17 protein-coding genes are annotated in these 21,176 nt (G+C 71.9%); 12 read left to right on the top strand and 5 right to left on the bottom strand.

The genetic code is table 11. The features are described 5' to 3' along the window. Nucleotides 1-169: 169 nt before the first annotated feature. Nucleotides 170-1,525, bottom strand: a complete 1,356-nt coding sequence (locus ACIPTO_RS33970; RefSeq protein WP_401198546.1) for an aspartate aminotransferase family protein — start codon at nt 1,523-1,525, stop codon at nt 170-172. A 259-nt stretch (nt 1,526-1,784) separates the two neighbouring features. On the opposite strand from ACIPTO_RS33970, the gene ACIPTO_RS33975 reads away from it, so the two are divergent. Together ACIPTO_RS33975 and ACIPTO_RS33980 are read left to right on the top strand one after the other, a co-directional pair. Continuing rightward, nucleotides 1,785-3,986 (top strand): protein kinase, encoded by a 2,202-nt coding sequence (locus ACIPTO_RS33975; RefSeq protein ID WP_401198548.1) that lies wholly within the window; start codon nt 1,785-1,787, stop codon nt 3,984-3,986. 146 nt (nt 3,987-4,132) lie between these two features. After that, nucleotides 4,133-5,659, top strand: coding sequence for a substrate-binding domain-containing protein (locus ACIPTO_RS33980; protein WP_401198550.1), 1,527 nt, complete (start codon nt 4,133-4,135; stop codon nt 5,657-5,659). 40 nt (nt 5,660-5,699) lie between these two features. Here ACIPTO_RS33980 and ACIPTO_RS33985 read toward each other — a convergent pair whose 3' ends face one another. Next, nucleotides 5,700-6,404 carry an SLATT domain-containing protein gene (locus ACIPTO_RS33985; RefSeq protein WP_366322462.1) on the bottom strand — a complete coding sequence of 235 codons (705 nt, stop codon included), beginning with the start codon at nt 6,402-6,404 and terminating at the stop codon, nt 5,700-5,702. Between the two features lie 261 nt (nt 6,405-6,665). Between ACIPTO_RS33985 and ACIPTO_RS33990 the strand changes: the two genes are divergently transcribed. The 3 genes from ACIPTO_RS33990 to ACIPTO_RS34000 all read left to right on the top strand — a co-directional run bounded on the left by ACIPTO_RS33990 (nt 6,666) and on the right by ACIPTO_RS34000 (nt 8,334). Beyond that, a complete protein-coding gene (locus ACIPTO_RS33990) occupies nt 6,666-7,013 on the top strand; it encodes a YbaB/EbfC family nucleoid-associated protein (protein WP_266770021.1) in 348 nt (115 codons plus the stop codon). 69 nt (nt 7,014-7,082) lie between these two features. After that, entirely contained in the window at nt 7,083-7,682 is a 600-nt protein-coding gene (gene recR / locus ACIPTO_RS33995) for a recombination mediator RecR (protein ID WP_328830640.1), read from the top strand. Then, nucleotides 7,675-8,334 carry a DUF5063 domain-containing protein gene (locus tag ACIPTO_RS34000; protein WP_366322460.1) on the top strand — a complete coding sequence of 220 codons (660 nt, stop codon included), beginning with the start codon at nt 7,675-7,677 and terminating at the stop codon, nt 8,332-8,334. Before recR ends, ACIPTO_RS34000 begins: the two co-directional genes overlap by 8 nt. A gap of 37 nt (nt 8,335-8,371) precedes the next feature. On the opposite strand, the gene ACIPTO_RS34005 is transcribed toward ACIPTO_RS34000, so the two are convergent. Beyond that, nucleotides 8,372-9,091 (bottom strand): TSUP family transporter, encoded by a 720-nt coding sequence (locus tag ACIPTO_RS34005; protein ID WP_401198554.1) that lies wholly within the window; start codon nt 9,089-9,091, stop codon nt 8,372-8,374. A 216-nt stretch (nt 9,092-9,307) separates the two neighbouring features. On the opposite strand from ACIPTO_RS34005, the gene ACIPTO_RS34010 reads away from it, so the two are divergent. The 4 genes from ACIPTO_RS34010 to ACIPTO_RS34025 all read left to right on the top strand — a co-directional run bounded on the left by ACIPTO_RS34010 (nt 9,308) and on the right by ACIPTO_RS34025 (nt 14,139). Further along, nucleotides 9,308-10,579 carry an aspartate kinase gene (locus tag ACIPTO_RS34010; RefSeq protein WP_352183923.1) on the top strand — a complete coding sequence of 424 codons (1,272 nt, stop codon included), beginning with the start codon at nt 9,308-9,310 and terminating at the stop codon, nt 10,577-10,579. Further along, nucleotides 10,579-11,646 carry an aspartate-semialdehyde dehydrogenase gene (locus ACIPTO_RS34015; RefSeq protein WP_401198556.1) on the top strand — a complete coding sequence of 356 codons (1,068 nt, stop codon included), beginning with the start codon at nt 10,579-10,581 and terminating at the stop codon, nt 11,644-11,646. The genes ACIPTO_RS34010 and ACIPTO_RS34015 overlap by 1 nt, the downstream gene beginning before the upstream one ends. A 445-nt stretch (nt 11,647-12,091) precedes the next feature. Then, on the top strand, nt 12,092-12,742 hold the full coding sequence (locus ACIPTO_RS34020; protein WP_366322454.1) for a SigE family RNA polymerase sigma factor: 651 nt from the start codon (nt 12,092-12,094) through the stop codon (nt 12,740-12,742). Then, a complete protein-coding gene (locus ACIPTO_RS34025) occupies nt 12,739-14,139 on the top strand; it encodes a hypothetical protein (RefSeq protein WP_401198558.1) in 1,401 nt (466 codons plus the stop codon). Before ACIPTO_RS34020 ends, ACIPTO_RS34025 begins: the two co-directional genes overlap by 4 nt. A gap of 35 nt (nt 14,140-14,174) precedes the next feature. On the opposite strand, the gene ACIPTO_RS34030 is transcribed toward ACIPTO_RS34025, so the two are convergent. After that, nucleotides 14,175-14,969: an SURF1 family protein gene (locus ACIPTO_RS34030; RefSeq protein ID WP_366322450.1), complete on the bottom strand. Its 795-nt coding sequence runs from the start codon at nt 14,967-14,969 to the stop codon at nt 14,175-14,177. 170 nt (nt 14,970-15,139) lie between these two features. Here ACIPTO_RS34030 and ACIPTO_RS34035 point away from each other — a divergent pair, with 170 nt between their 5' ends. Further along, nucleotides 15,140-16,954 (top strand): prolyl oligopeptidase family serine peptidase, encoded by a 1,815-nt coding sequence (locus ACIPTO_RS34035; protein ID WP_401198561.1) that lies wholly within the window; start codon nt 15,140-15,142, stop codon nt 16,952-16,954. A gap of 107 nt (nt 16,955-17,061) precedes the next feature. Here ACIPTO_RS34035 and ACIPTO_RS34040 read toward each other — a convergent pair whose 3' ends face one another. Beyond that, nucleotides 17,062-19,005 carry an NAD-binding protein gene (locus ACIPTO_RS34040; protein WP_401198707.1) on the bottom strand — a complete coding sequence of 648 codons (1,944 nt, stop codon included), beginning with the start codon at nt 19,003-19,005 and terminating at the stop codon, nt 17,062-17,064. 180 nt (nt 19,006-19,185) lie between these two features. On the opposite strand from ACIPTO_RS34040, the gene ACIPTO_RS34045 reads away from it, so the two are divergent. Together ACIPTO_RS34045 and ACIPTO_RS34050 are read left to right on the top strand one after the other, a co-directional pair. Continuing rightward, nucleotides 19,186-20,307, top strand: coding sequence for a permease (locus ACIPTO_RS34045; RefSeq protein ID WP_366322446.1), 1,122 nt, complete (start codon nt 19,186-19,188; stop codon nt 20,305-20,307). After that, on the top strand, nt 20,304-21,104 hold the full coding sequence (locus ACIPTO_RS34050; RefSeq protein WP_401198563.1) for a TIGR03943 family putative permease subunit: 801 nt from the start codon (nt 20,304-20,306) through the stop codon (nt 21,102-21,104). Before ACIPTO_RS34045 ends, ACIPTO_RS34050 begins: the two co-directional genes overlap by 4 nt. Nucleotides 21,105-21,176 lie beyond the last annotated feature (72 nt).

Raw genomic sequence — 21,176 nt, forward strand, 5'->3', positions numbered from 1 at the left:
ATGGCGTACTCGTATATGTCTACGAGCACGCCACCTTACGCGTTCGGGTTCCCGCCCTGCCCGGATGCGGGCACCCACCCGGTGGAAGGGGGGATTCCGGTCCCGGTCCGGGTATGTGCGGGCCGTTCGGCCGGCTGTTCCGGGGGCCGGTCCGTGGGCTGTTCCGGGGTTATTCCGTGAACTCGTCCGCCACGGAGAGTGCCGTGTCCAGGACGGCGAGCCCCTCCTTCAGCTCGGCCTCGCTCACGTTGCAGGGCGGGACGACGTGGGTGCGGTTCATGTTCACGAACGGCCACAGCCCGTGCTGCTTGGCGGCGCCCGCGAAGGCGGCCATCGCCGTGTTCGCCTCGCCGACCGCGTTGTACGGCACCAGCGGCTCGCGCGTCTCGCGGTTCCTCACCAGCTCCAGCGCCCAGAACATGCCGACCCCGCGCACCTCGCCGACGCTCGGGTGCCGCTCGGCCAGCGCCCGCAGCGCGGGTTCGAGGACGGTCGTACCAAGGTTTGCGGCGTTCTCCACGACCCCTTCCTCGGCCATGACGTTGATCGTGGCGACGGCCGCGGCGCACGCCAGCGGGTGCCCGGAGTACGTCAGTCCGCCCGGGTAGGGCCGGGTGCCGAAGGTGTCCGCGATGGCGCCGGAGATGGCGACCCCGCCGAGCGGCACATAGCCGGAGTTCACCCCCTTGGCGAAGGTCATCAGGTCCGGTACGACGTCGAACAGGTCGGCCGCGAACCACTCACCGGTCCGCCCGAACCCGGCCATCACCTCGTCGAGGATGAAGACGATCCCGTACTTGTCGCAGATCTCACGGACCCCGGCGAGGTAACCGGGCGGCGGCACCATGATCCCGGCGGTGCCCGGGATGGTCTCCAGCACGATCGCGGCGACGGTCGCCGGGCCCTCGAAGGCGATCGTCGTCTCCAGGTGTTCGAGCGCGCGCTCGCACTCCTGCGCCTCGGTCTCGGCGTAGAAACGGGACCGGTACAGGAAGGGCGCCCAGAAGTGGACGACCCCGGCCGAGCCGCTGTCGCTGGCCCAACGCCGGGGATCCCCGGTGAGGTTGATCGCCTGCTGGGTACCGCCGTGGTACGAGCGGTAGGCGGAGAGCACCTTCGGGCGACCGGTGTGCAGCCGGGCCATGCGTGTCGCGTGCTCGATGGCGTCGGCGCCGCCGTTGGTGAAGAAGATCTTGTCCAGGTCGCCGGGTGTGCGCTCGGCGATCAGCCGGGCCGCCTCGGAGCGGGCCTCGATCGCGAAGGCGGGCGCGAAGGTGGTGAGGGTCGCGGCCTGCTCCTGGATCGCGGCGACGACCTTCGGGTGCTGGTACCCGATGTTCGTGTAGACGAGCCCGCTGGTGAAGTCCAGGTAGCGCTTCCCGTCGTAGTCCCAGAAAGAGGACCCCTCCGCGCCGGCCACGGCGAGCGGGTCGATGAGCTCCTGAGCGGACCAGGAGTGGAACACATGCGCGCGGTCCGCGGCCTTCACGGCGGCGCCGGCCTGGGGATGGGGCTGAGGGGTCATGCGGGTGAGCGTAAATGTCCGCGATGCGGAAGCGGTATCGGCGTCCTGTCTGCGGTCGGCGGCTTTCCGCGACAGGTTGTCCAGGGGGGTCTCCGGAAGCCCGGGGTACGACCCCTCCTGGCGCGCCGGGGCGGCCCGGGGTCTCCTGTTACGGAACCGTAGACACCGCCCCGGTCATCGGGCCCTGTCCCCGCACTATTGTCGGTCTCGCGCAGGGCACAGGGGTGTGAGCGGGGATTTCGGGGGAGGCGGCGCGGCCATGGAGAAACTGGGGGCGGCCGATCCGCAGCGGATCGGGGCGTACCGGCTGGTGGCCCGGCTGGGGGCCGGCGGCATGGGGTACGTGTACCTGGCCCGCTCGGACCGCGGACGCACGGTCGCGGTGAAGCTGGTGCGCGAGGACCTGGCCGCGCAGGAGGAGTTCCGGGCCCGGTTCCGGCAGGAGGTGCGGGCCGCGCGGCGGGTCGGCGGCTACTGGACGGCACCCGTGCTGGACGCGGACACCGAGGCCGAGGTGCCGTGGGTGGCCACCGGGTATGTCGCGGGACCCACCCTGCAACAGGTCGTCGGACGCGACCACGGAGCACTGCCCGAGCGTTCGGTACGGATCCTCGCGGCCGGTCTCGCGCACGCGCTCAAGGACATCCACGCGGCCGGGATCGTCCACCGCGACCTCAAGCCGTCCAATGTGCTGGTGACCATCGACGGTCCCCGCGTCATCGACTTCGGCATAGCGCGGGCGCTGGAGACGCTCGCCGGGGACGGACTCACCCGTACCGGTTCGCTGGTCGGCTCGCCCGGTTTCATGGCGCCGGAACAGGTGCGGGGCGACCGCATCACCCCGGCCTGCGACGTCTTCTGCCTCGGCTCCGTCCTCGCCTACGCGGCGACCGGCACCCTGCCCTTCGGCACGACCGGCAGCGGTGTCCACGCCCTGATGTTCCGCATCGCCCAGGAGGAGCCCAACCTGTCGGGCGTGCCCGAGGGCATCGCCGACCTGGTCCGCGACTGCCTCCGCAAGGACCCGGCGACCCGTCCGACCCTCCACCAGATCCTCGACCGCACGGGCGCCGACGACACGGTCTCCGACGGCCGCTCCCGCGACCCCTGGCTCCCCAACACCCTCGTCGCCCAACTGGGCCGCCAGGCAGTCAAGTTGCTGGACACGGAGGACCCGGAGACGGCGGAACGCGACCGGTTGGCCCCGGCCGCGGCCCCGGCCGGTCCGGGCCAGGTGAGCGCCGGGAAGGAGGGGGCGGGGGAGAAGAGGGCGCAGGCGGTCGCGGTGGACGCGGTCGCGGAGACCGGGCCCGCCGCCGCTTCCCCGTCCGGGCCCCCTGCCACCGCCGTCGACCTGAGGAAGCCGGACACTTCCGTCGGCCCGGAGAAGGCGGAGAAACCAGAGAAGGGGGAGAAGCCGGTCACCGTCGTCGATCTGGAGAAGCCGACCGCCGCCGTCGTCCCGGAGGAACCCGCCGCCCCCTCCCGCGAAACCCCTGCACCTGTCCCCGCCTCCCCGGAACACGCCCCCGCCCCCTCGGAGGCCTCTCCCGAACACGCCGCCGCCTCCGACGACTCCTCCCCGACGCCCACCGCACCGGACAACCACCTCCCCACCGCGGTCGCCGACCAGACGGGAACGCCCGGCACCCCGAGCCCGCCCGCCCCGCACCCGGCCCACGGCCACCCGCAGCAGCACCCCCAGCCCACCGCCTACGACCCGCCGCCCCCGCCCACCGCGTACGGCTACCCGGAACAGCAGCCCCCCGCCCGCCAACTCGTCGGCTGGGGCGGGCAGGTGCCCTACAACCCCTACCCGCACAACCACGAGGTCGGCCTCGCCCCCACCCCGGCCTACGGCCCGGTCCCGGGCGGCCGGCCCCAGGCGCCGCCCCGCAACGGAAGGTCGACCGCACTGCTCGTCGTGGTCGCGCTGATCGTCGCGCTGGGCGCCGGCGGTTCGGTGTACGCGCTGATGAAGGACGGCGGCAACAGCAGCCGTACGAAGAACGGTTCGGGCGGCGGCGGGGCCACCAGCGGCGCGCCCACGACCCCGGGGCCGAGCACGGAAGGGCCGAGCACCTCGCCCTCCCCGTCCGCCACACCGGCCGGCGACGGCGCCGTACCGACCGGCTACCTCGGCACCTGGAACGCGTCCATCGACAACGACACCGGCCACAACACCCGCCAACTCACCATCCGGCAGGGGAAGGTGGGCGACCCGGTGCTGACGCTGGTCGCGGACGGACCGGGCTACCACTGCGAGTTCAGCGCCGACCTGGCCCAAGAGCCCGGCGGCGAGAGCCCGTTGGCGATCGGCGCCTCCACCGTCACCTCGGGCCGGCCGCTCTCGTCCTGCAACCCGGGCTCCGCCACCGAGATCACCCTGCTGTCGGACGGCACGCTCCAGCGTGTGAACACCAGCACCGGGGAGAAGCTGACGTACACCAGGTCGGGCTGAGCGCTCCCGGCATCTCCCTTCCCGGCAACTCCCTTCACGGTGGCTCCAGTTGAACGTCACCCGAACTTCGGCCAAGCCCCCCTGCGGGTTTCCCGGTCCCGCTCGTACCGTGACCCCACGATCCGACTGGGGAGCGGGGGCCCGCAGTGGAGTGGCTGAGCGCGGAGAACGTGGTCGCCGTCGGCACGGCGCTGCTCGGCATCGTCGCGTCCGGCGTGATGGTCTGGTACGAACGCCGGGTGCCGCGCCGCAAACGGATCGGCTACCGCGTCCAGATGGACAACCCCATCGGCGACGACGTCCGTTCGGGGCGGGCGAACCGGCGCCTCGGCCTCTTCGACGAGGCACCCGGCATGTCCGACGCCACCCTCGTCCTGCTGCGCATCGAGAACGACGGCTCCCAGAGCATCGCCGACAACGACTACACCGGACGCGAACTCCACGGCCTCACCGCGGTGTTCACCGACCGCACGATCCGCGGCGTCTCGGTCACCCAGCCGGTCGGCACCGACCACCTGATGGACCACTTCACCCCGGCGGCCGGCCTCGGCTACGACGGCAACACCCTGCGCATCCCGCGCGTGCCGCTCAACCCCCGCGACCACTTCAAACTGCTGGTGCTGCTCTCCGGCGGTGACGTCGGCTGCCCCATCCGGCTCATCGGCGGCATCCGCGACGGCGAGGTGCACCCCAACCGCAGCGCGACCCCGGACGACAAGGCGCCCCTGTTCAGCCGCGCCTCCCGGCTGATCACCATCATGCTCACGGTGTGCGTGGTGACCCTCGCGGCGATCGTCGTGCTCCGCGACGACTCCCCGCCCCCGATCGGCTGCGCGCGCGGCACCCTCACCGTCACCGGTTCCACCGCGTTCGCGCCGGTGGCGGAGGAGGTCGCGACGAAGTACGAGCGGGACTGCGAGGGCGCGCACGTCACCGTCGACCCGCACGGATCGACCGCGGGCGTAAGGGAGTTGGAGGCCACCGGGCTCGCCGCGAAGAAGGGCTCGCCGGCGGTCGTGGCCCTGTCGGACGGACCCAAGCCGAGCGACATGCCGCAACTGCGGGAGAACCGGATCGCGATGTCGGTGTTCGCGATCGTCGTCAACAACGGCATCCCCCTGAAGAACCTGTCCACCGTCGACGTACGGCGGCTGTACCGGGGCGAGATCAGGAACTGGAAGCAGCTCGGGGGACCCGACCTCGCGGTGCACCTGGTCAGCCGGGACGCCAACTCCGGGACACGGCAGGTGTTCCAGCGCCGGGTGCTGAAACGCGGCGAGATCGCCAACTCCTCCGTCGACTGCGTCCACAAGGACGACCCGGCCGCGCCGGTCATCCGCTGCGAACTCGACTCCACGGACCAGGTGCTGACGCAGATCGCCGAACTCCCCGGCGCGATCGGCTACAGCGAACTCACCCTCGCCTCCGGCGCCAGGGGCCTGCACACCCTCGACCTCGACGGCCACCCGCCGTCCGTGGACGCCATCGAACACGGCACGAGCGACTACCCGTACCGCGAGATCGAGTACGCCTACACCTACGGCCAGCCCCCGGCCGACTCCCTCGCGTCGAGCTTCCTGACCTATCTGTCCCGGGGCAACGGCCAGGACGTGATCCGCACCCACGGCCACATCCCGTGCTGGACCCCGGAGGGACTCAAGCTCTGCGCCTAAGGCCTGTCCGGCGGAGCCTGTCGCCGACGTGCGGCCCGGCTCACCGGGGCTCCGGCGGCCGTTGCCTCGGCATGTTCGGCCGTGTCCCGCCGCCCGGCGGCATCGGGAACCTGCCCTGCACCACGGTCCCCTCCTGCCGCCCGCCCGGCACCACCGCGGACTGGATGCCCAGCGGTCCCGCCCCGGTCCGGAACTCCACCATCCAGTCGGCGGTCTCCACCCGGACCAGTTCCGTCACGTCCTCCGAGAACCGCCGCAGCACCGCCAGACACCGGTCCGCGGCCTCGCTCGCCGTGCCCTCCGCGGGCCCCAGGAACTCCCGGACGCCCTCCGACGCCCAGTCGAACTGGAGCACCTGAAGCCGCCGCTGCACCGCCTGCGCCGTGGCCACGTCCCGCATCCACCCGGACGTCATCCCGAAGAACCGGTCCCCGGCCACGCAGGCGGCCCCCAGCAGCAGCGCCAGATAGCCCCACGCGGCCACCCCGTCCACCGCCCCGGTCAGGTCCAGCAGCGGCAGCGCGGCCCCCGCCACCGCGCCCAGCGCCGCGCCCGCGCGCAGCACCCGCGCCCCGCGCCGCTTCCACACCCGGCCGGCGAGATAGCCGGACGCCGTCTCCAGCGCCCCGCGCTCGACCCACCGGTACAGCTCGTCCAGCCGGGCCGTCGGCTCACCCCAGTCCCCGAGCGGAAACGTCCGCCCCGCCAGATCGCCACCTTCGGGCTGAATCTCGGGCTGACCCACCCGGCACTCCCTTACGTCGTGTGACACCTGATGCTGATGTGCCGGACCCTTCCTACCGCCCAATGGGTGGCGAAGGATCTGGTTTCACCGCTTTTCTGACCGGAAGTGGGTCTTGATCAGGTATAGGACACGGGGAGGACTCACTCGAAAGAGTGCTGAAGCGATGACTGCCCGGACCACGTAGGCTCGTGCCGAGCGGGAAAAGCCTCGCCCATACAGCGGTATCCATGTCTGACAGCCGTACGAAACCAGGAGCTGATCGTGATTCCCGGTGGTGGCCAGCCCAATATGCAGCAGCTGCTGCAGCAGGCCCAGAAGATGCAGCAGGACCTGGCGAACGCGCAGGAGGAGCTGGCGCGGACCGAGGTCGAAGGACAGGCGGGCGGCGGGCTGGTCAAGGCCACCGTCACCGGCTCCGGCGAGCTGCGCGCGCTGAAGATCGACCCGAAGGCCGTCGACCCGGACGACACGGAGACGCTCGCGGACCTGGTCGTCGCGGCCGTCCAGGCGGCCAACGAGAACGCCCAGACCCTCCAGCAGCAGAAGCTCGGCCCGCTGGCCCAGGGCCTCGGCGGTGGCGGCAGCGGTATCCCCGGTCTGCCTTTCTAAGACGGCCCGCGGCCAACTACGGTACGTACGGCACGTACCCGCACGACTCCAGGAAGGGCAGGCAGTCCGTTGTACGAAGGCGTGGTCCAGGACCTCATCGACGAATTGGGGCGACTCCCCGGCGTCGGTCCCAAGAGCGCGCAGCGGATCGCCTTCCACATCCTCCAGGCGGAGCCGACGGACGTCCGCCGGCTCGCGCAGTGCCTGATGGAGGTCAAGGCGAAGGTCCGCTTCTGCGCGACCTGCGGCAACGTGGCGCAGGAGGAGCTGTGCAACATCTGCCGCGACCCGCGCCGGGACCTCACGGTGATCTGTGTCGTGGAGGAACCGAAGGACGTGGTCGCGATCGAGCGGACGCGTGAGTTCCGGGGCAAGTACCACGTCCTGGGCGGCGCGATCAGCCCGATCGAGGGGGTCGGACCCGACGATCTGCGGATACGAGAACTTCTCGCGCGGTTGGCCGACGGTTCCGTCACGGAACTGATCCTTGCCACGGACCCGAATCTGGAGGGCGAGGCCACGGCCACGTACCTCGCCCGCATGATCAAGCCCATGGGCCTCAAGGTCACCCGCCTGGCCAGCGGCCTCCCGGTGGGCGGCGACCTGGAATACGCGGACGAGGTGACTCTCGGCCGCGCCTTCGAGGGGAGACGACTCCTAGATGTCTGACGCCACGCTGCACGACACCGCACAGGACCCGGACGACTTCGCGGTCCAGATCGCGGACCAGGTCGAGAGCTTCCTGGTGGCCCTGGCCGAGGTGGCGAAGGGCGAGGACCCCGACTCGGCGGTCCCCTTCCTGCTCCTTGAGGTGTCCCAACTCCTCCTGGCGGGCGGCCGGTTGGGCGCGCACGAGGACATCGTCCCGGACGAGCGCTACGAGCCCGACCTGGGCCCGGAGCCGGACGTGGACGAGATCCGCGAGCGCCTCGCGGCCATGCTGGAGCCGATCGACGTGTACTCGGAGGTCTTCGACCCCTACGAGCCGCGCAAGGCCCCGGTCCCGGCCCGTATCTCCGACGACCTCGCCGACGTCATCACCGACCTCCGCCACGGCATGGCGCACTACCGCGCCGGCCGTACCACGGAGGCCCTGTGGTGGTGGCAGTTCTCCTACTTCTCCAACTGGGGCTCCACCGCCTCGGCCGCCCTCCGCGCCCTGCAGTCCCTGGTCGCCCACGTCCGCCTCAACCAGCCCCTCCCGGCGCTGGACGGCCTGGACACGGACGTCAGCATGGGCGACGAGACCCTTGAGTTCGAGGCGGGCGCGGTCATGGCGGAGGAGATCGCGGGACCGCTGGGGATCCGGCCGGTGAAGTAACCGGCCCGCTGCCGGGTGAAAAGGGGCCCGGCGGGTGTCACACCCCCCAGGCCCCTTTTCCCACCGCCGTCAGCCCGCCCGCCAGGGCCAGCGTCAACACCAGTGCGCGCGCCCGGTGTTCGGGGATCCGCCCGGCGAGTCCGCGCCCGATCATCCCGCCCACGAGCAGCGCGGCGACGACCGCCGTCCAGCGCGGCGCGCTCAGCGAGGGCACCCCGTTCGCGGCGACCGAGAACACGTTGACGACGACGCCGTAGAACTGCGCGTTGGGGACGAACTCCCGTACCGTCCAGCCCGCGTTGACCGCGTACAGGGAGACCGGCGGTCCGCCCACGCCCGCCGCCGCGTTCATGAAACCGCCCGCCGCACCGGCCGCGACCGCGCCCTTCGTGCCGCGCAGGGCCGGGACCCGGGCGCCGCGCATCACCAGCAGGACGGCGACCGTCACCAGGCCGCCCATCGTCAACAGCAGTACGGGCGGCGGGAGTTGACGGGTCGTCCAGGCGCCCGCCGGAACCGTGCAGACCGCCGCGACACACAGCGGCACCATCGCCCGCGACCGCACCTGCCGCCAGCCGCCCGCGAGTCCTACGACGCTGATCGCGCCGGCGGCGCAGTTCGCGAGAACGACACCCTGGGCCGGACCGAGCAGCAGGACGAGAGCCGGTACGGCGACCAGGGCGAAGCCCATGCCCGTCAGCCACTGGACGGAAGCGCCGAGCAGGACGATTCCGCCCAGGAGTATGTCGGTGGTCATGCGGCGACATCATCCAGGGACGATCCCCGCCCCGCTACAGCGCGTGAGGGTGACCGGCCCTCGGCGACCATCTGTGACGCTCGGCACTTTTCCCGAAGTGCGTAAGTGGGCATGCGCTGACCTGGGCGTCCGAATCTCACGATGCGATACCGCGGAAGCGAATTTCGGGTGCTCGTTAAACTGAGCCGACACACCAGGACTGAGCGAGGAGCGCACGTGGGCCTTGTCGTGCAGAAGTACGGAGGCTCCTCCGTAGCCGATGCCGAGGGCATCAAGCGCGTCGCCAAGCGAATCGTCGAAGCGAAGAAGAACGGCCACCAAGTGGTCGTCGTCGTTTCCGCGATGGGCGACACGACGGACGAGCTGATCGATCTCGCCGAGCAGGTATCTCCGATGCCCGCCGGGCGTGAGTTCGACATGCTGCTGACCGCCGGAGAGCGGATCTCCATGGCACTGCTGGCCATGGCGATCAAGAACCTGGGCCACGAGGCCCAGTCGTTCACGGGCAGCCAGGCAGGCGTCATCACCGACTCGGTCCACAACAAAGCGCGGATCATCGACGTCACGCCCGGTCGGATCCGCACCGCGTTGGACGAGGGCAACATCGCCATCGTCGCCGGGTTCCAGGGTGTGAGCCAGGACAAGAAGGACATCACCACGCTGGGCCGGGGCGGCTCGGACACGACCGCCGTCGCGCTCGCCGCCGCCCTCGACGCCGAGGTGTGCGAGATCTACACCGACGTCGACGGCGTGTTCACCGCCGACCCGCGGGTGGTGCCGAAGGCGAAGAAGATCGACTGGATCGCCTTCGAGGACATGCTGGAGCTCGCCGCCTCCGGCTCCAAGGTGCTGCTCCACCGCTGTGTGGAGTACGCCCGCCGATACAACATCCCGATCCATGTGCGGTCCAGCTTCAGCGGACTTCAGGGCACCTGGGTCAGCAGTGAGCCGATTGGGGACCAGAAGGTGGAGCAGGCCATCATCTCAGGTGTCGCGCACGACACCTCCGAGGCCAAGATCACGGTCGTCGGCGTGCCCGACAAGCCGGGCGAGGCCGCGGTGATCTTCCGGACGATCTCCGACGCGCAGGTCAACATCGACATGATCGTGCAGAACGTGTCGGCGGCCTCGACCGGTCTCACGGACATCTCGTTCACCCTCCCCAAGGCGGAGGGCCGCAAGGCCATCGACGCCCTGGAGAAGAACCGGGGCGGCATCGGCTTCGAGTCGCTGCGCTACGACGACCAGATCGGCAAGATCTCCCTGGTCGGCGCGGGCATGAAGACGAACCCGGGCGTCACCGCCGACTTCTTCACCGCCCTGTCCGACGCCGGCGTCAACATCGAGCTGATCTCGACCTCCGAGATCCGCATCTCGGTGGTCACCCGCGCCGACGACGTCAACGAGGCCGTCCGCGCCGTGCACACGGCGTTCGGCCTGGACTCCGACAGCGACGAGGCCGTTGTCTACGGAGGCACCGGCCGCTGATGCCCAGCACCGGAGCTACCCGGCGTCCGACGCTCGCCGTGGTCGGCGCGACCGGGGCCGTCGGCACGGTCATGCTCCAGATCCTGTCCCAGCATGCGGACATCTGGGGCGAGATCCGCCTGATCGCCTCCCCGCGCTCGGCCGGCCGCAAGCTGGCCGTGCGCGGGGAGCAGGTCGAGGTGGTGGCCCTGACGGAGGAGGCCTTCGACGGGGTCGACGTCGCCCTGTTCGACGTCCCCGACGAGGTCTCCGCCCAGTGGGCGCCGATCGCCGCCGCCAAGGGCGTGGTCGTCGTCGACAACTCGGGCGCCTTCCGGATGGACCCGGAGGTGCCCCTGGTGGTCCCCGAGGTCAACCCGCACAAGGTGCGGCACCGGCCGCGCGGGATCATCGCGAACCCGAACTGCACGACCCTGTCGATGATCGTCGCCGTGGGCGCGCTGCACGCCGAGTTCGGGCTGCGCGAGCTGGTGGTGTCCTCGTACCAGGCGGTGAGCGGGGCCGGGCGGGCCGGGGTCGACACCCTGCGCCAGCAGCTCGCCCTCGTCGCGGGCACCGAGCTGGGCACCAAGCCCGGTGACGTGCGGCGGGCCGTGGGCGACAACACCGGGCCGTTCCCGGAGCCGGTCGCGCTCAACGTCGTACCGTGGGCCGGGTCGCTGCGCGAGGACGGCTGGTCCTCGGAGGAGATGAAGGTGCGGGACGAGTCCCGCAAGATCCTCGGCATGCCCGGGCTGCCGGTCGCCGTCACCTGTGTGCGCGTGCCGGTGGTCACCACGCACTCGCTCACCGTCCACGCCCGTTTCCAGGGCGAGGTCACCGTCGACGGGGCGCGCGAGATCCTCGCCACCGCGCCGGGGGTCGTCCTGTTCGACAATCCGGCCGCCGGGGAGTTCCCCACGCCCGCCGACGTGGTGGGCACCGACCCGACCTGGGTGGGGCGGCTGCGGCGGGCGCTGGACGATCCGACCGCGCTCGAACTCTTCGTCTGCGGCGACAACCTGCGCAAGGGAGCCGCCCTCAATACCGCGCAGATCGCCGAGCTGGTGGCGCGCGAACTGGCCTGAGCGCGGGCCCAACTCACCCTGCCCGACCGTAAATCCGCTGGCCAAAGGCGCACGGGTTTGTAGGATCGGCGTGCGCGATGTGGTCGGATTAATGGTTGGGAACCCTTGAATCCGACCGTCTTCGCATCCGAAGATTTCACTCCCCGCTTTCCGCAACCGCGCGGCGAGCGGGGAGCGTCGTTGCGAACGTCCTTCAGGTGGACGCGCGGTGATGCGGCGAGGGGCGTGGGGACGCTCCGGACTTTCGTGACACAGGGGAAGAGCGGGTAGGCATGAGGGTGTTCGACGCACTGCCGGTTGTGCTGCCTGACACCAGACGGGTGGGTGATGTCGCCGGACGGGTGGGCGGGGACGCCGGGCGGCCGGGTGGACGGTGTGTGCCGTCCGACGTAAATGTGACGGCCGACGCATACAACCCCCGAGGGGGGAAGCGTGTCCAACTGGCGTGGCTCAGGTACTCGACTTCTCTGCGGCGCGCGGCACGGCCCTCCGGCCCCCGCGTGGATCCCGTGCGCCCGGCGGCATGCCGGTGATCGCGCCGATGCCCGCAGCGCGGCCCGCCCGCATCCCGAACCAGCGCGACGTCGACGACGCCGTCGCGGCCGGCACGACGGTCGACCATCTCACCGAGACCTACCGGGCGCACTACCGCTCGCTGCTGGGCCTGGCCGCACTCCTCCTCGACGACACCGCGTCCTGCGAGGACGTCGTCCAGGAGGCGTTCATCCGGGTGCACTCGGCGCGCAAACGCGTCCGTGACCCCGAGAAGACCCTGGCCTACCTCCGCCAGACGGTCGTCAACCTCTCCCGCTCGGCCCTGCGCCGCCGCATCCTCGGCCTCAAGCTCCTCTCGAAGCCGATGCCGGACATGGCCAGCGCCGAAGAGGGCGCCTACGACCTGCTGGAGCGCGACTCCCTCATCAAGGCCATGAAGGGACTGCAGCGCCGGCAGCGCGAGGTCCTGGTCCTGCGCTACTTCGCGGACATGACGGAGGCGCAGGTCGCCGAGTCGCTCGGCATATCGCTGGGTTCGGTGAAGGCGTACGGCTCGCGCGGGATCGCCGCCCTCCGGATCGCCATGGAGGCCACGTCATGAGCGACAGGGCCGACGGAAACGGCACGGCCGGCGGCAAGGGCCCGGCCGAGGGGGACGGCTCGCGCGCACGGCGTGAGCCGGACGTCCGGCGCGGCCCGGCCTGGGCGCGCGAGGAACAGCCGAACGAGACACACGCTGGGAACGGAACTGTGAACCACGGCCCCGACGAACAGAGCCCCACCGGGCCGAGCCTCGACGGGAACCCCGAGAGCCCCGAGAGCCCCGAGAACCGGGAGACCCCTGAGAACTCCGGGGACACCGGCACCTCCGGGGACACCGGGGACACCGAGGAACGGCACCCCGTGGAACCCGTAGGACCCCGTGGACCCGGTGGACCCCTGGGGTTCCTGGCGTCCGCGGGCCAGGGCTCCGACGCGCACGACGACGACATCCACGCCCCCGAAGGCTTCGGCCCCGACGAGATGGCCCTGCGGCGGCTGCTGCACCAGGCCGTCCAGCAGGTCGAGCCGCGCGACGGCACGCTGGACCACCTGCGCAAGGCGGTACCGGCCCGCCGGGCCCGCAAGCGCCAGGCCCTCGTCGGCATGGCCGCCACCCTGCTCTTCTTCGGCACCGCGATCCCGGCCCTCGTGCACGTCTCGAACTCCACCGGCAACAACGCGGACCCGTCCATCGCGGGCAACAGCTCCCAGGCACAGGGCGGCACCACCCAGGGCAAGGACCCGGACGGCGGCGCCAGTACCTCGGGCGGTTCCTCCGGCCGGGCCTCCGAGAACCCGGGCGGCCACAAGGACGACGGCACGGGCAAGACCCCCGGCAGCGGCACCGTGAGCGCGGACCCCTCGGCCAGCGCCGGCACATCGGCCACCGTGTGCACGGCCGCGCAGCTAGGCTCGTCCAACTCGACGGTCGACGCCCCCGACGCGGCGGGCGTCGTCTACGGCACGTTCAGCGTCACCAACACCTCCGGCACCAGCTGCACCGTCGGCGGCCCTGGCACGGTCGGCACCTACGCGACCGGCGCGGCCGACAGCTCCAAGATCACCGTGGTGCGGCACAGCGCGGGGGACGCGGCGGCCGGACTGCCCGACCCGTCGACGGAGACCTCCCAGCTGGTGCTGGGTCCCGGCTCCGCCTACCTGGTCAAGTTCGCCTGGGTGCCCTCGGAGACCTGCCCCACCACCGGCACCAGCACCGGTGGCACCACCACCGGCGGTTCGACGGCCAGCCCGTCACCGACGGAGGACGCCGGCACCAGCAGCGGTTCCACGACAGGCGACACCGGGACGTCCACCCAGCTCCTGGAGGACGGCACGCTCGACGGCAGCGTGCAGGTCACCCACACCGCGGAGACGGGCTCGCCCACGGTCACGGCGACCGTGACGAACGCGTGCGCGGGCACGGTGTACCGGACGGGCGTGCTGGCGGGGTCGTAGTCGCGGAAAGGCCGTCGGCCGACGGCCTTCCGGCGTCATACGGCGGTTGCGGGCGCCTGGGCTTCCTCGTCCTCCGGGAGCAGGCCCAGCTCGGCGTCGCGGGCGAACTCCACCTCGCGGCGCAGCAGCCGGAACCACATGAAGACGACGAAGCCGGCGAAGACGAACCACTCGCCGGTGTAGCCGAGGTTCTGGAAGGCCTTCAGGTCGAGGCCGGTGTTGGCGGGCGCGGTGGCCGGTACGGCCTTCATCCCGGAGTCGCCCTTGTCGAGCGTGATCCACGCGTCGTACAGGTGGTACGGGACGAGGTTCACCAGCGAGGCCGCGCTGATCGCGGCGGTCTGGCCGGACGGCAGGCCGCTCTGGGCGCTGACGCCGTTGTCCCCGGGGGTCTCGGACGCCTGGAGCGAGCCGGTGACGGTGACCTCGCCGGTGGGCGCGGCCGGTGCCTTCGCGGCATCGGGCTCGCCGGGGATCCAGCCGCGGACGACGGGGAGGGCCTTGCCGGCGTCGGTGCGCAGCAGGGTGAGGACGTAGAAGCCGTTCTTCCCGTCCAACTGGCGGTCGGGGACGAGGAGTTGCTTGCCGTAGTGGCCGGTCGCGGTGGTCCGGCGGCCCGAGGTGCTCTGGTCGACCGGCAGCAGTGAGGCGAGCGGGCGCGCGGCTTCCGTGCGGTCGGTCTCGACCTGCTTGGTGGCCTGGTGGCTGCTGTCCACCCGCGCCTGGAACCGGCTCAGCTGCCACGACCCCATGAAGATGCAGAAGGGGATGGCGAGCAGGACGAAGACGTTGATGCCCCACCAGCGCGATGTCAGCAGAAACCGGTACACGCTGTCCACGGTACGGGGCTGCCGTGGGGCTCTTGGCCCGGGGGTGGGCCTGGGGCGGGCCCGGAGGTTCACCGGGCGTCGGCAATGCTCCGACCGGGACTTGGTCGAAGTTATCCACAGGCTGAGGATCCGGCCAGTGCAATGTCGTCGTGGGCGGGCAGTATGGGGCCATGACTGAGAGCAACGGGTCCGAGAACACACCGGACTGGGAGAAGCGCTTCCGGGCGCCCCGCGTGTCCCTGCCCGACTGGGCGGAGGACGCACCCGACCGTTCCCTGTTCGTGTCGAACGCGACGGGGACGTATGAGCTGTACGCCTGGGACCGCGCGTCGGGCGAGCAACGCCAGGTGACGGACCGGCCGAACGGCACGACGGACGGTGTGCTCTCCCCGGATGGGGAGTGGATCTGGTGGTTCGACGACAAGGACGGTGACGAGTTCGGCGTCTGGCGCCGCCAGCCCTTCAAGGGCGGCCCCGACGAACCTGCGGTACCGGGCCTCGAACCGTCCTATCCGGCCGGCGTGGCCCTCGCCCGCGACGGGAGAACGGCGGTGGTCGGCCGCTCCACGGACGAGGACGGTACGACGATCCACCTCGCCCGCACCGGTGACGGCACGACGCTGATCTACCGGCACCGCGAGTCGGCGGGCGTGGGCGACCTGTCGCACGACGGTTCGCTGATCGCCATCGAGCACACGGAGCACGGCGACGCGATGCACTCCGCGCTGCGCGTCCTGCGCCCGGACGGCACGGCGGTCGCCGACCTGGACGACACCAAGGGCGGCACCGAGGAACTGGGCCTCGAAGTCCTCGGCTTCGCCCCGGTGGACGGCGACACACGTCTCCTCATCGGCCATCAGCGGCGCGGCCGTTGGGAGCCCCTGGTGTGGGACGTGGTGAAGGGCGGCGAGACGGACCTGTCCCTGGACCTGCCGGGCGACGTCAGCGCGGAGTGGTACCCGGACGGCTCGGCCCTCCTCATCGCGCACAGCTTCGAGGCCCGCAGCGAGGTCTTCCGCTACGACCTGGAGTCGGGCGAGCTGGAGCGGGTGCCGACCCCGCCCGGCACGGTCTCGGGTGCGACGGCCCGCCCCGACGGCCAGGTCGAGTACCTCTGGTCGTCGGCCGCCGAGCCCTCCGCCGTGCGCTCGACGACGGGCGAGGTGGTCCTCGACCCGCCCGGCCTGAAGTCACCCGGCTCGGTCCCGGTGGAGGACGTGTGGGTGGAGGGTCCGGGCGGCCGCATCCACGCCCTGGTCCAGAAGCCGGCGGGCGCCACGGGCCCGCTCCCCACGGTCTTCGACATCCACGGCGGCCCGACCTGGCACGACAGCGACTCCTTCGCGGCGGGCCCGGCGGCCTGGGTGGACCACGGGTACGCGGTCGTCCGGGTCAACTACCGCGGCTCCACCGGCTACGGCCGCGCCTGGACCGACGCCCTGAAGCACCGCGTCGGCCTGATCGAGCTGGAGGACATCGCGGCGGTCCGTGAGTGGGCGATCGGCTCCGGCCTCGCCGACCCCGCCCGGCTGATCCTCACCGGCGGCTCCTGGGGCGGCTACCTCACCCTTCTCGGCATCGGCACCCAGCCCGACGCGTGGACCCTCGGCATCGCGGCGGTCCCGGTCGCCGACTACGTCACGGCGTACCACGACGAGATGGAAGCCCTGAAGGCCATGGACCGCACGCTGCTGGGCGGCACCCCCGAGGAGGTCCCGGCCCGCTTCGAGGCGTCCTCCCCGCTGACGTACGTCGACGAGGTCACCGCCCCGGTCTACATCTCGGCCGGGGTCAACGACCCGCGCTGCCCGATCCGCCAGATCGACAACTACGTGAAGCGGCTGGAGTCCCGGGGCGCGGTGCACGAGGTGTACCGGTACGACGCGGGACACGGGTCACTGGTCGTGGACGAGCGGATCAAACAGGTCAAGCTCGAACTCGACTTCGCGGAGCGGCACTTGAAGGGAGCGGATTCCCGGGTCTAGTCGCGGGAGGTCGTGCGGCCGGGGCGGCACGGGTGGGCGCGAGACTGCACCCCGCAGCGCCGGGGTGCAGGCAGCGCCCCCGGCCGACCCCGGCGCCGGGCACCTGTTCACGCTCCCGCACGGTCCCGAGGCCGCCGCCCCAGCAGCTCCGCCAGCCCCCGCCGCGTCGCCGCGAGCACCACCCGGTCCGACCCGGCCAGCACGTACGAGTCGGGCAGATCCCACACCAGCCCCGACCGCCGCACGTCCTCCGCCGCGTCCCGGGTGGCCGTGTCCAACGCCAGCACCCGCCAGGACCCCGCCCGGAACGCCTCCGCGACCGTCTTCCCCTCCAGCTGCGGATGCCCGCCCACGGTCATCGCCGCGAACAGCAGCACCCGCCGCTCCACCGGGATCGCCCCCAGGATCTGCCGCCCCATCATCGCCCCGGCGAACGCGGGCGCGGCCAGATGGGACACGCTCCGGCTCCGGGTGAGGGCACCGGGGTGCGCCGCCCGCAGGGTCCGGTACACGGCGGTGGCGAAGTCGTCGTCGTACAGCCGGAGCACGACCCGGAGATCCGGCCGCACGGACCGCGCGTACAGCACCGCTTCGAGGTTGGTCGTGTCGGAGCTGGTGACCGCGAGCAGCGCGTGGGCCCGATGGACCTTCGCGGATTCGAGGACGCCCTCCTGGGTGACGTCGCCGAGGATCACCGGCACCCGCAGCCGCCGGGCGACGGCGAGCCCGCGCGCCTCGGGATCGGCCTCGACGCATACGACGGGGATGTGGAGTTCACGCAGCCGGGTCAGCACCCGGGTGCCGATCTTCCCGAGCCCGAGCAGCACGACATGCCCGCCGAGCCCCCGTGGCGGTTTGCGCAACGCGGACGCCGTCCGGAACGTGCCGAGGGCCTCCAGCACCGCGGCCAGCAGCACCGGAAGCATCAGCAACCCGACGAGCCCGGACAGGAGTTGAAGGATCTGCCGTCCCAGCGGCGCCCCGATCGCGGGGTCGTCGATCGCGAACAGGTCGAGCAGGGTCAGATAGAAGGCGGTCAGCGGATGGATCCGCGTCACCAGCCACAGCGAGACGGCGAGCGCGATCACACACGCCACCATGCCCGCCAGCGACCACCGCAGCCGTCGCGAGAACAGCGAGGAGAACGGGGGCACGACCCCGCCCCCGCGCCCGCCGGGCAACTGCGGCCCGGCGTACGACACCTGTTCCAGGACGACGGTCCCGCGCCCGGTGGCGGAGGCGACGGCCGCCGCGTCCGGCAGCAGCCGCGGGCCGTGTTCGCCCATGCCCTCGGAGCCGTCGGCGCCGGCCGGGTCGCTGCTGGTCGCCGAGAGCAGGGCGAGCGTGGCGAGCCCCGGATCGGCGACCTCCCCGGGTGCCGGGGGCGGCCGTTCCACCGCGCGCAGCAGCAGGCCGTCGGTCTGGACGACCTTGCTGGTCCCGGCGAGCGCGGTCGCGGCGAGCGCGGGCGCGGCCGTGTCGGCGTCGGACAGTACGGTCGTCGACGCGTCGAACCCGGCACCGGATCCGCCGCCCGGCCCGGCCCCCGACCCGTCACCGGATCCGTCACCCGTACCGGACCCGGTCGCCAACGCGGCCGCCTGGTCGAGGAGTTCCTCGATGTGCTGGCCGAGCCGCCGGTTGTAGAGGCGGATCACCAGCCGGATCCGCGGGTTGAGGCGGCGGGCGGTGAGGGCGGCGCGGATGTTGGTCTCGTCGTCGTCATAGACGAGGGCCAGCGCGGTCGCCCGCTCCACACCGGCGTCGGCGAACACCGACTCGGTCAGCTCGGCGACCTCCAACACCCGCTCCCCGCGCGGGGGTTCGGAGGTGGTGGGCCCGCCGTTGGCGCCACCGTTGGCGCCGGTCCGGCCCACCGCCGCGTTGACCCGGTCGCGCAGCGCGGCCGAGGCGGCACGGGCGCGGCCCACCACGGGCGGCCGTACGGCTGCCTCGGCGAGCGGCACGACGAGGGTGACCTGTTCGCCGTAGACACTGCGGAGTTCGGTGGCGAGCCGGTGCGCGAGGGCGTCGTCTCCGCACACCAGCATGTGCGCGCGGGCACCGCCCGGCGGGGTCTGATTCGGAACGCTGCTCGCCACGAGGGGAAAGACTGCCCCAAGGAGGCGGGTGGTTCCAGTATTCCGCTGAACACCCGTGCCCCGGCTGCCGTATGCAGAGAGCGGGAGCAAAACTCGCGAAACCAGGCGTCTGCCGGAGGTATCTCACCCGTGGCCATCACCACCGAACCAGCCGCGCCGACCACCGAGACGCCGCCGGACCCACCCACGAAGCCGGGCACGAAGCCGGAGGCGAAACCGGACACGACGACGGGCACGAAGCCGGCCGTGTCCGCCGAGGGATCACACGGCGCCGCGCCCGCCGCCAAGGCCTCCAAGGACGGCTGGCAGCTCAACTCGCCCCTCGTGCTGACCATGGTGCTGCTCCTGGTCGTGCTCGCCCAGGGCCCGATCCGCCAGGCGCTCTCCGCGCCCGTGATGCAGAGCTGGATGACGGTGTTCGTCGCCGTGGTCGTGCAGGCGCTGCCCTTCCTGGTGCTGGGCGTGCTGCTGTCGGCCGGGATCGCGGTGTTCGTACCGGCGACCTTCTTCGCCCGCGCGCTGCCCGCCAACCCCGTGCTGGCCGTACCGATCGCGGGCGTGGCGGGCGCGATCCTGCCCGGCTGCGAGTGCGCGTCGGTTCCTGTGGCCGGGGCGCTGGTGCGGCGGGGCGTGACCCCGGCGGCGGCGATCGCGTTCCTGCTGTCCGCCCCGGCGATCAACCCGATCGTGCTGACGGCGACGGCGGTGGCGTTCCCGCGCAACCCGGAGATGGTGCTCGGCCGGTTCGTCGGCAGTCTGCTCGTGGCCTGTGTGATGGGCTGGCTGTGGACGCGGCTCGGCCGCACCGACTGGCTGCGCCTGCCCGCTCACGAGCCGCACGAGGGGGAGACCAAGGGGGCCGCGTTCTGGGGCTCGGTCCGGCACGACGTGATGCAGGCCGGCGGGTTCCTGGTGATCGGCGCGATGTCGGCGGCGACGCTCAAGGCGGTCGCACCCGCGAGCTGGCTGCGCACGGCCGCCGACAACCCGGTGGTCGCGATCCTCGCCCTCTCGGTCCTCGCCGTCCTGCTGTCGATCTGCTCGGAGGCGGACGCGTTCGTCGCCGCGTCGCTCACCCAGTTCTCGCTGACGGCCAAACTCGCGTTCCTGGTGGTGGGCCCGATGATCGACCTGAAGCTGTTCGCCATGCAGGCGGGCACGTTCGGCCGGGGCTTCGCCCTGCGCTTCGCACCCGCCACCTTCGTCCTCGCCATCACGGGCGCGGTCGTCACCGGGGCGGTGCTCCTGTGAACCGGCAGGCGCAGGCGGCGGTCCTGTTCCTGGTCGGCGCGGCCCTCCTGCACGCGGGCTTCACCAACCTCTACCTGCGCTACGTCAAGGCGGGCCTCCAGCCGCTCCTCCTGCTCTCGGGCGCGGTCCTCATCGTGACGGCGCTGGCGACGGCGTGGTACGAGTGGCGCCGGGCGCGGCTGCAGAAGGCGCGGCCGGAAGCCCGCGGGGAAGCGCGCGCGGAGGCGCACGGCGAGGCCGAGGGGCACGACGAGCACGCCCCCGAGGCCGAGGGGCACGTCCACGTCCACCGTGAACCCCGTATCTCCTGGTTCCTGGTCCTCCCTCTCTTCGCCCTCATCCTGGTCGCCCCGCCCGCCCTCGGCTCCTACAGCGCGGTCCGCACCGGCACGGCCATCCAGCAGCCGTACGGCCTGCTCAAGCTCCCCGACAGCAACCCGCTCACCATCGGCCTGGTCGACTACGCGAGCCGCGCGGTCTACGACCACGGACGGTCCCTGGGCACCCGGCAGCTGAAGGTCACCGGCTTCGTCGCGCTGGACAAGTCCGGGTCGCCGTTCCTCGTCCGCATGGCCCTCAACTGCTGTGCCGCGGACGCCCAGCCGGTGAAGATCGCGCTGACCGGCAAGGTCCCGCCGGTGCTCCAGCCCGACACCTGGCTGGAGATCACCGGCACGTACAGCCCCAGGCAGACCAAGGACCCCATCAACAACCGCCCGATCCCCTACTTCCAGGTCACCCGGGCCACGCCGGTCCCGACGCCGAAGGACCCGTACGACGAGAGCTGGAACCAGTAGCGGGCGGCGCCGGTACCTTCCGGGGTCCCGAGGGTGGGGCGGAGGCGTCCCGAGCCCCTCCGCGGCCCGTGG

The organism is Streptomyces sp. NPDC090083, from assembly GCF_044747445.1.
GTDB lineage: Bacteria > Actinomycetota > Actinomycetes > Streptomycetales > Streptomycetaceae > Streptomyces.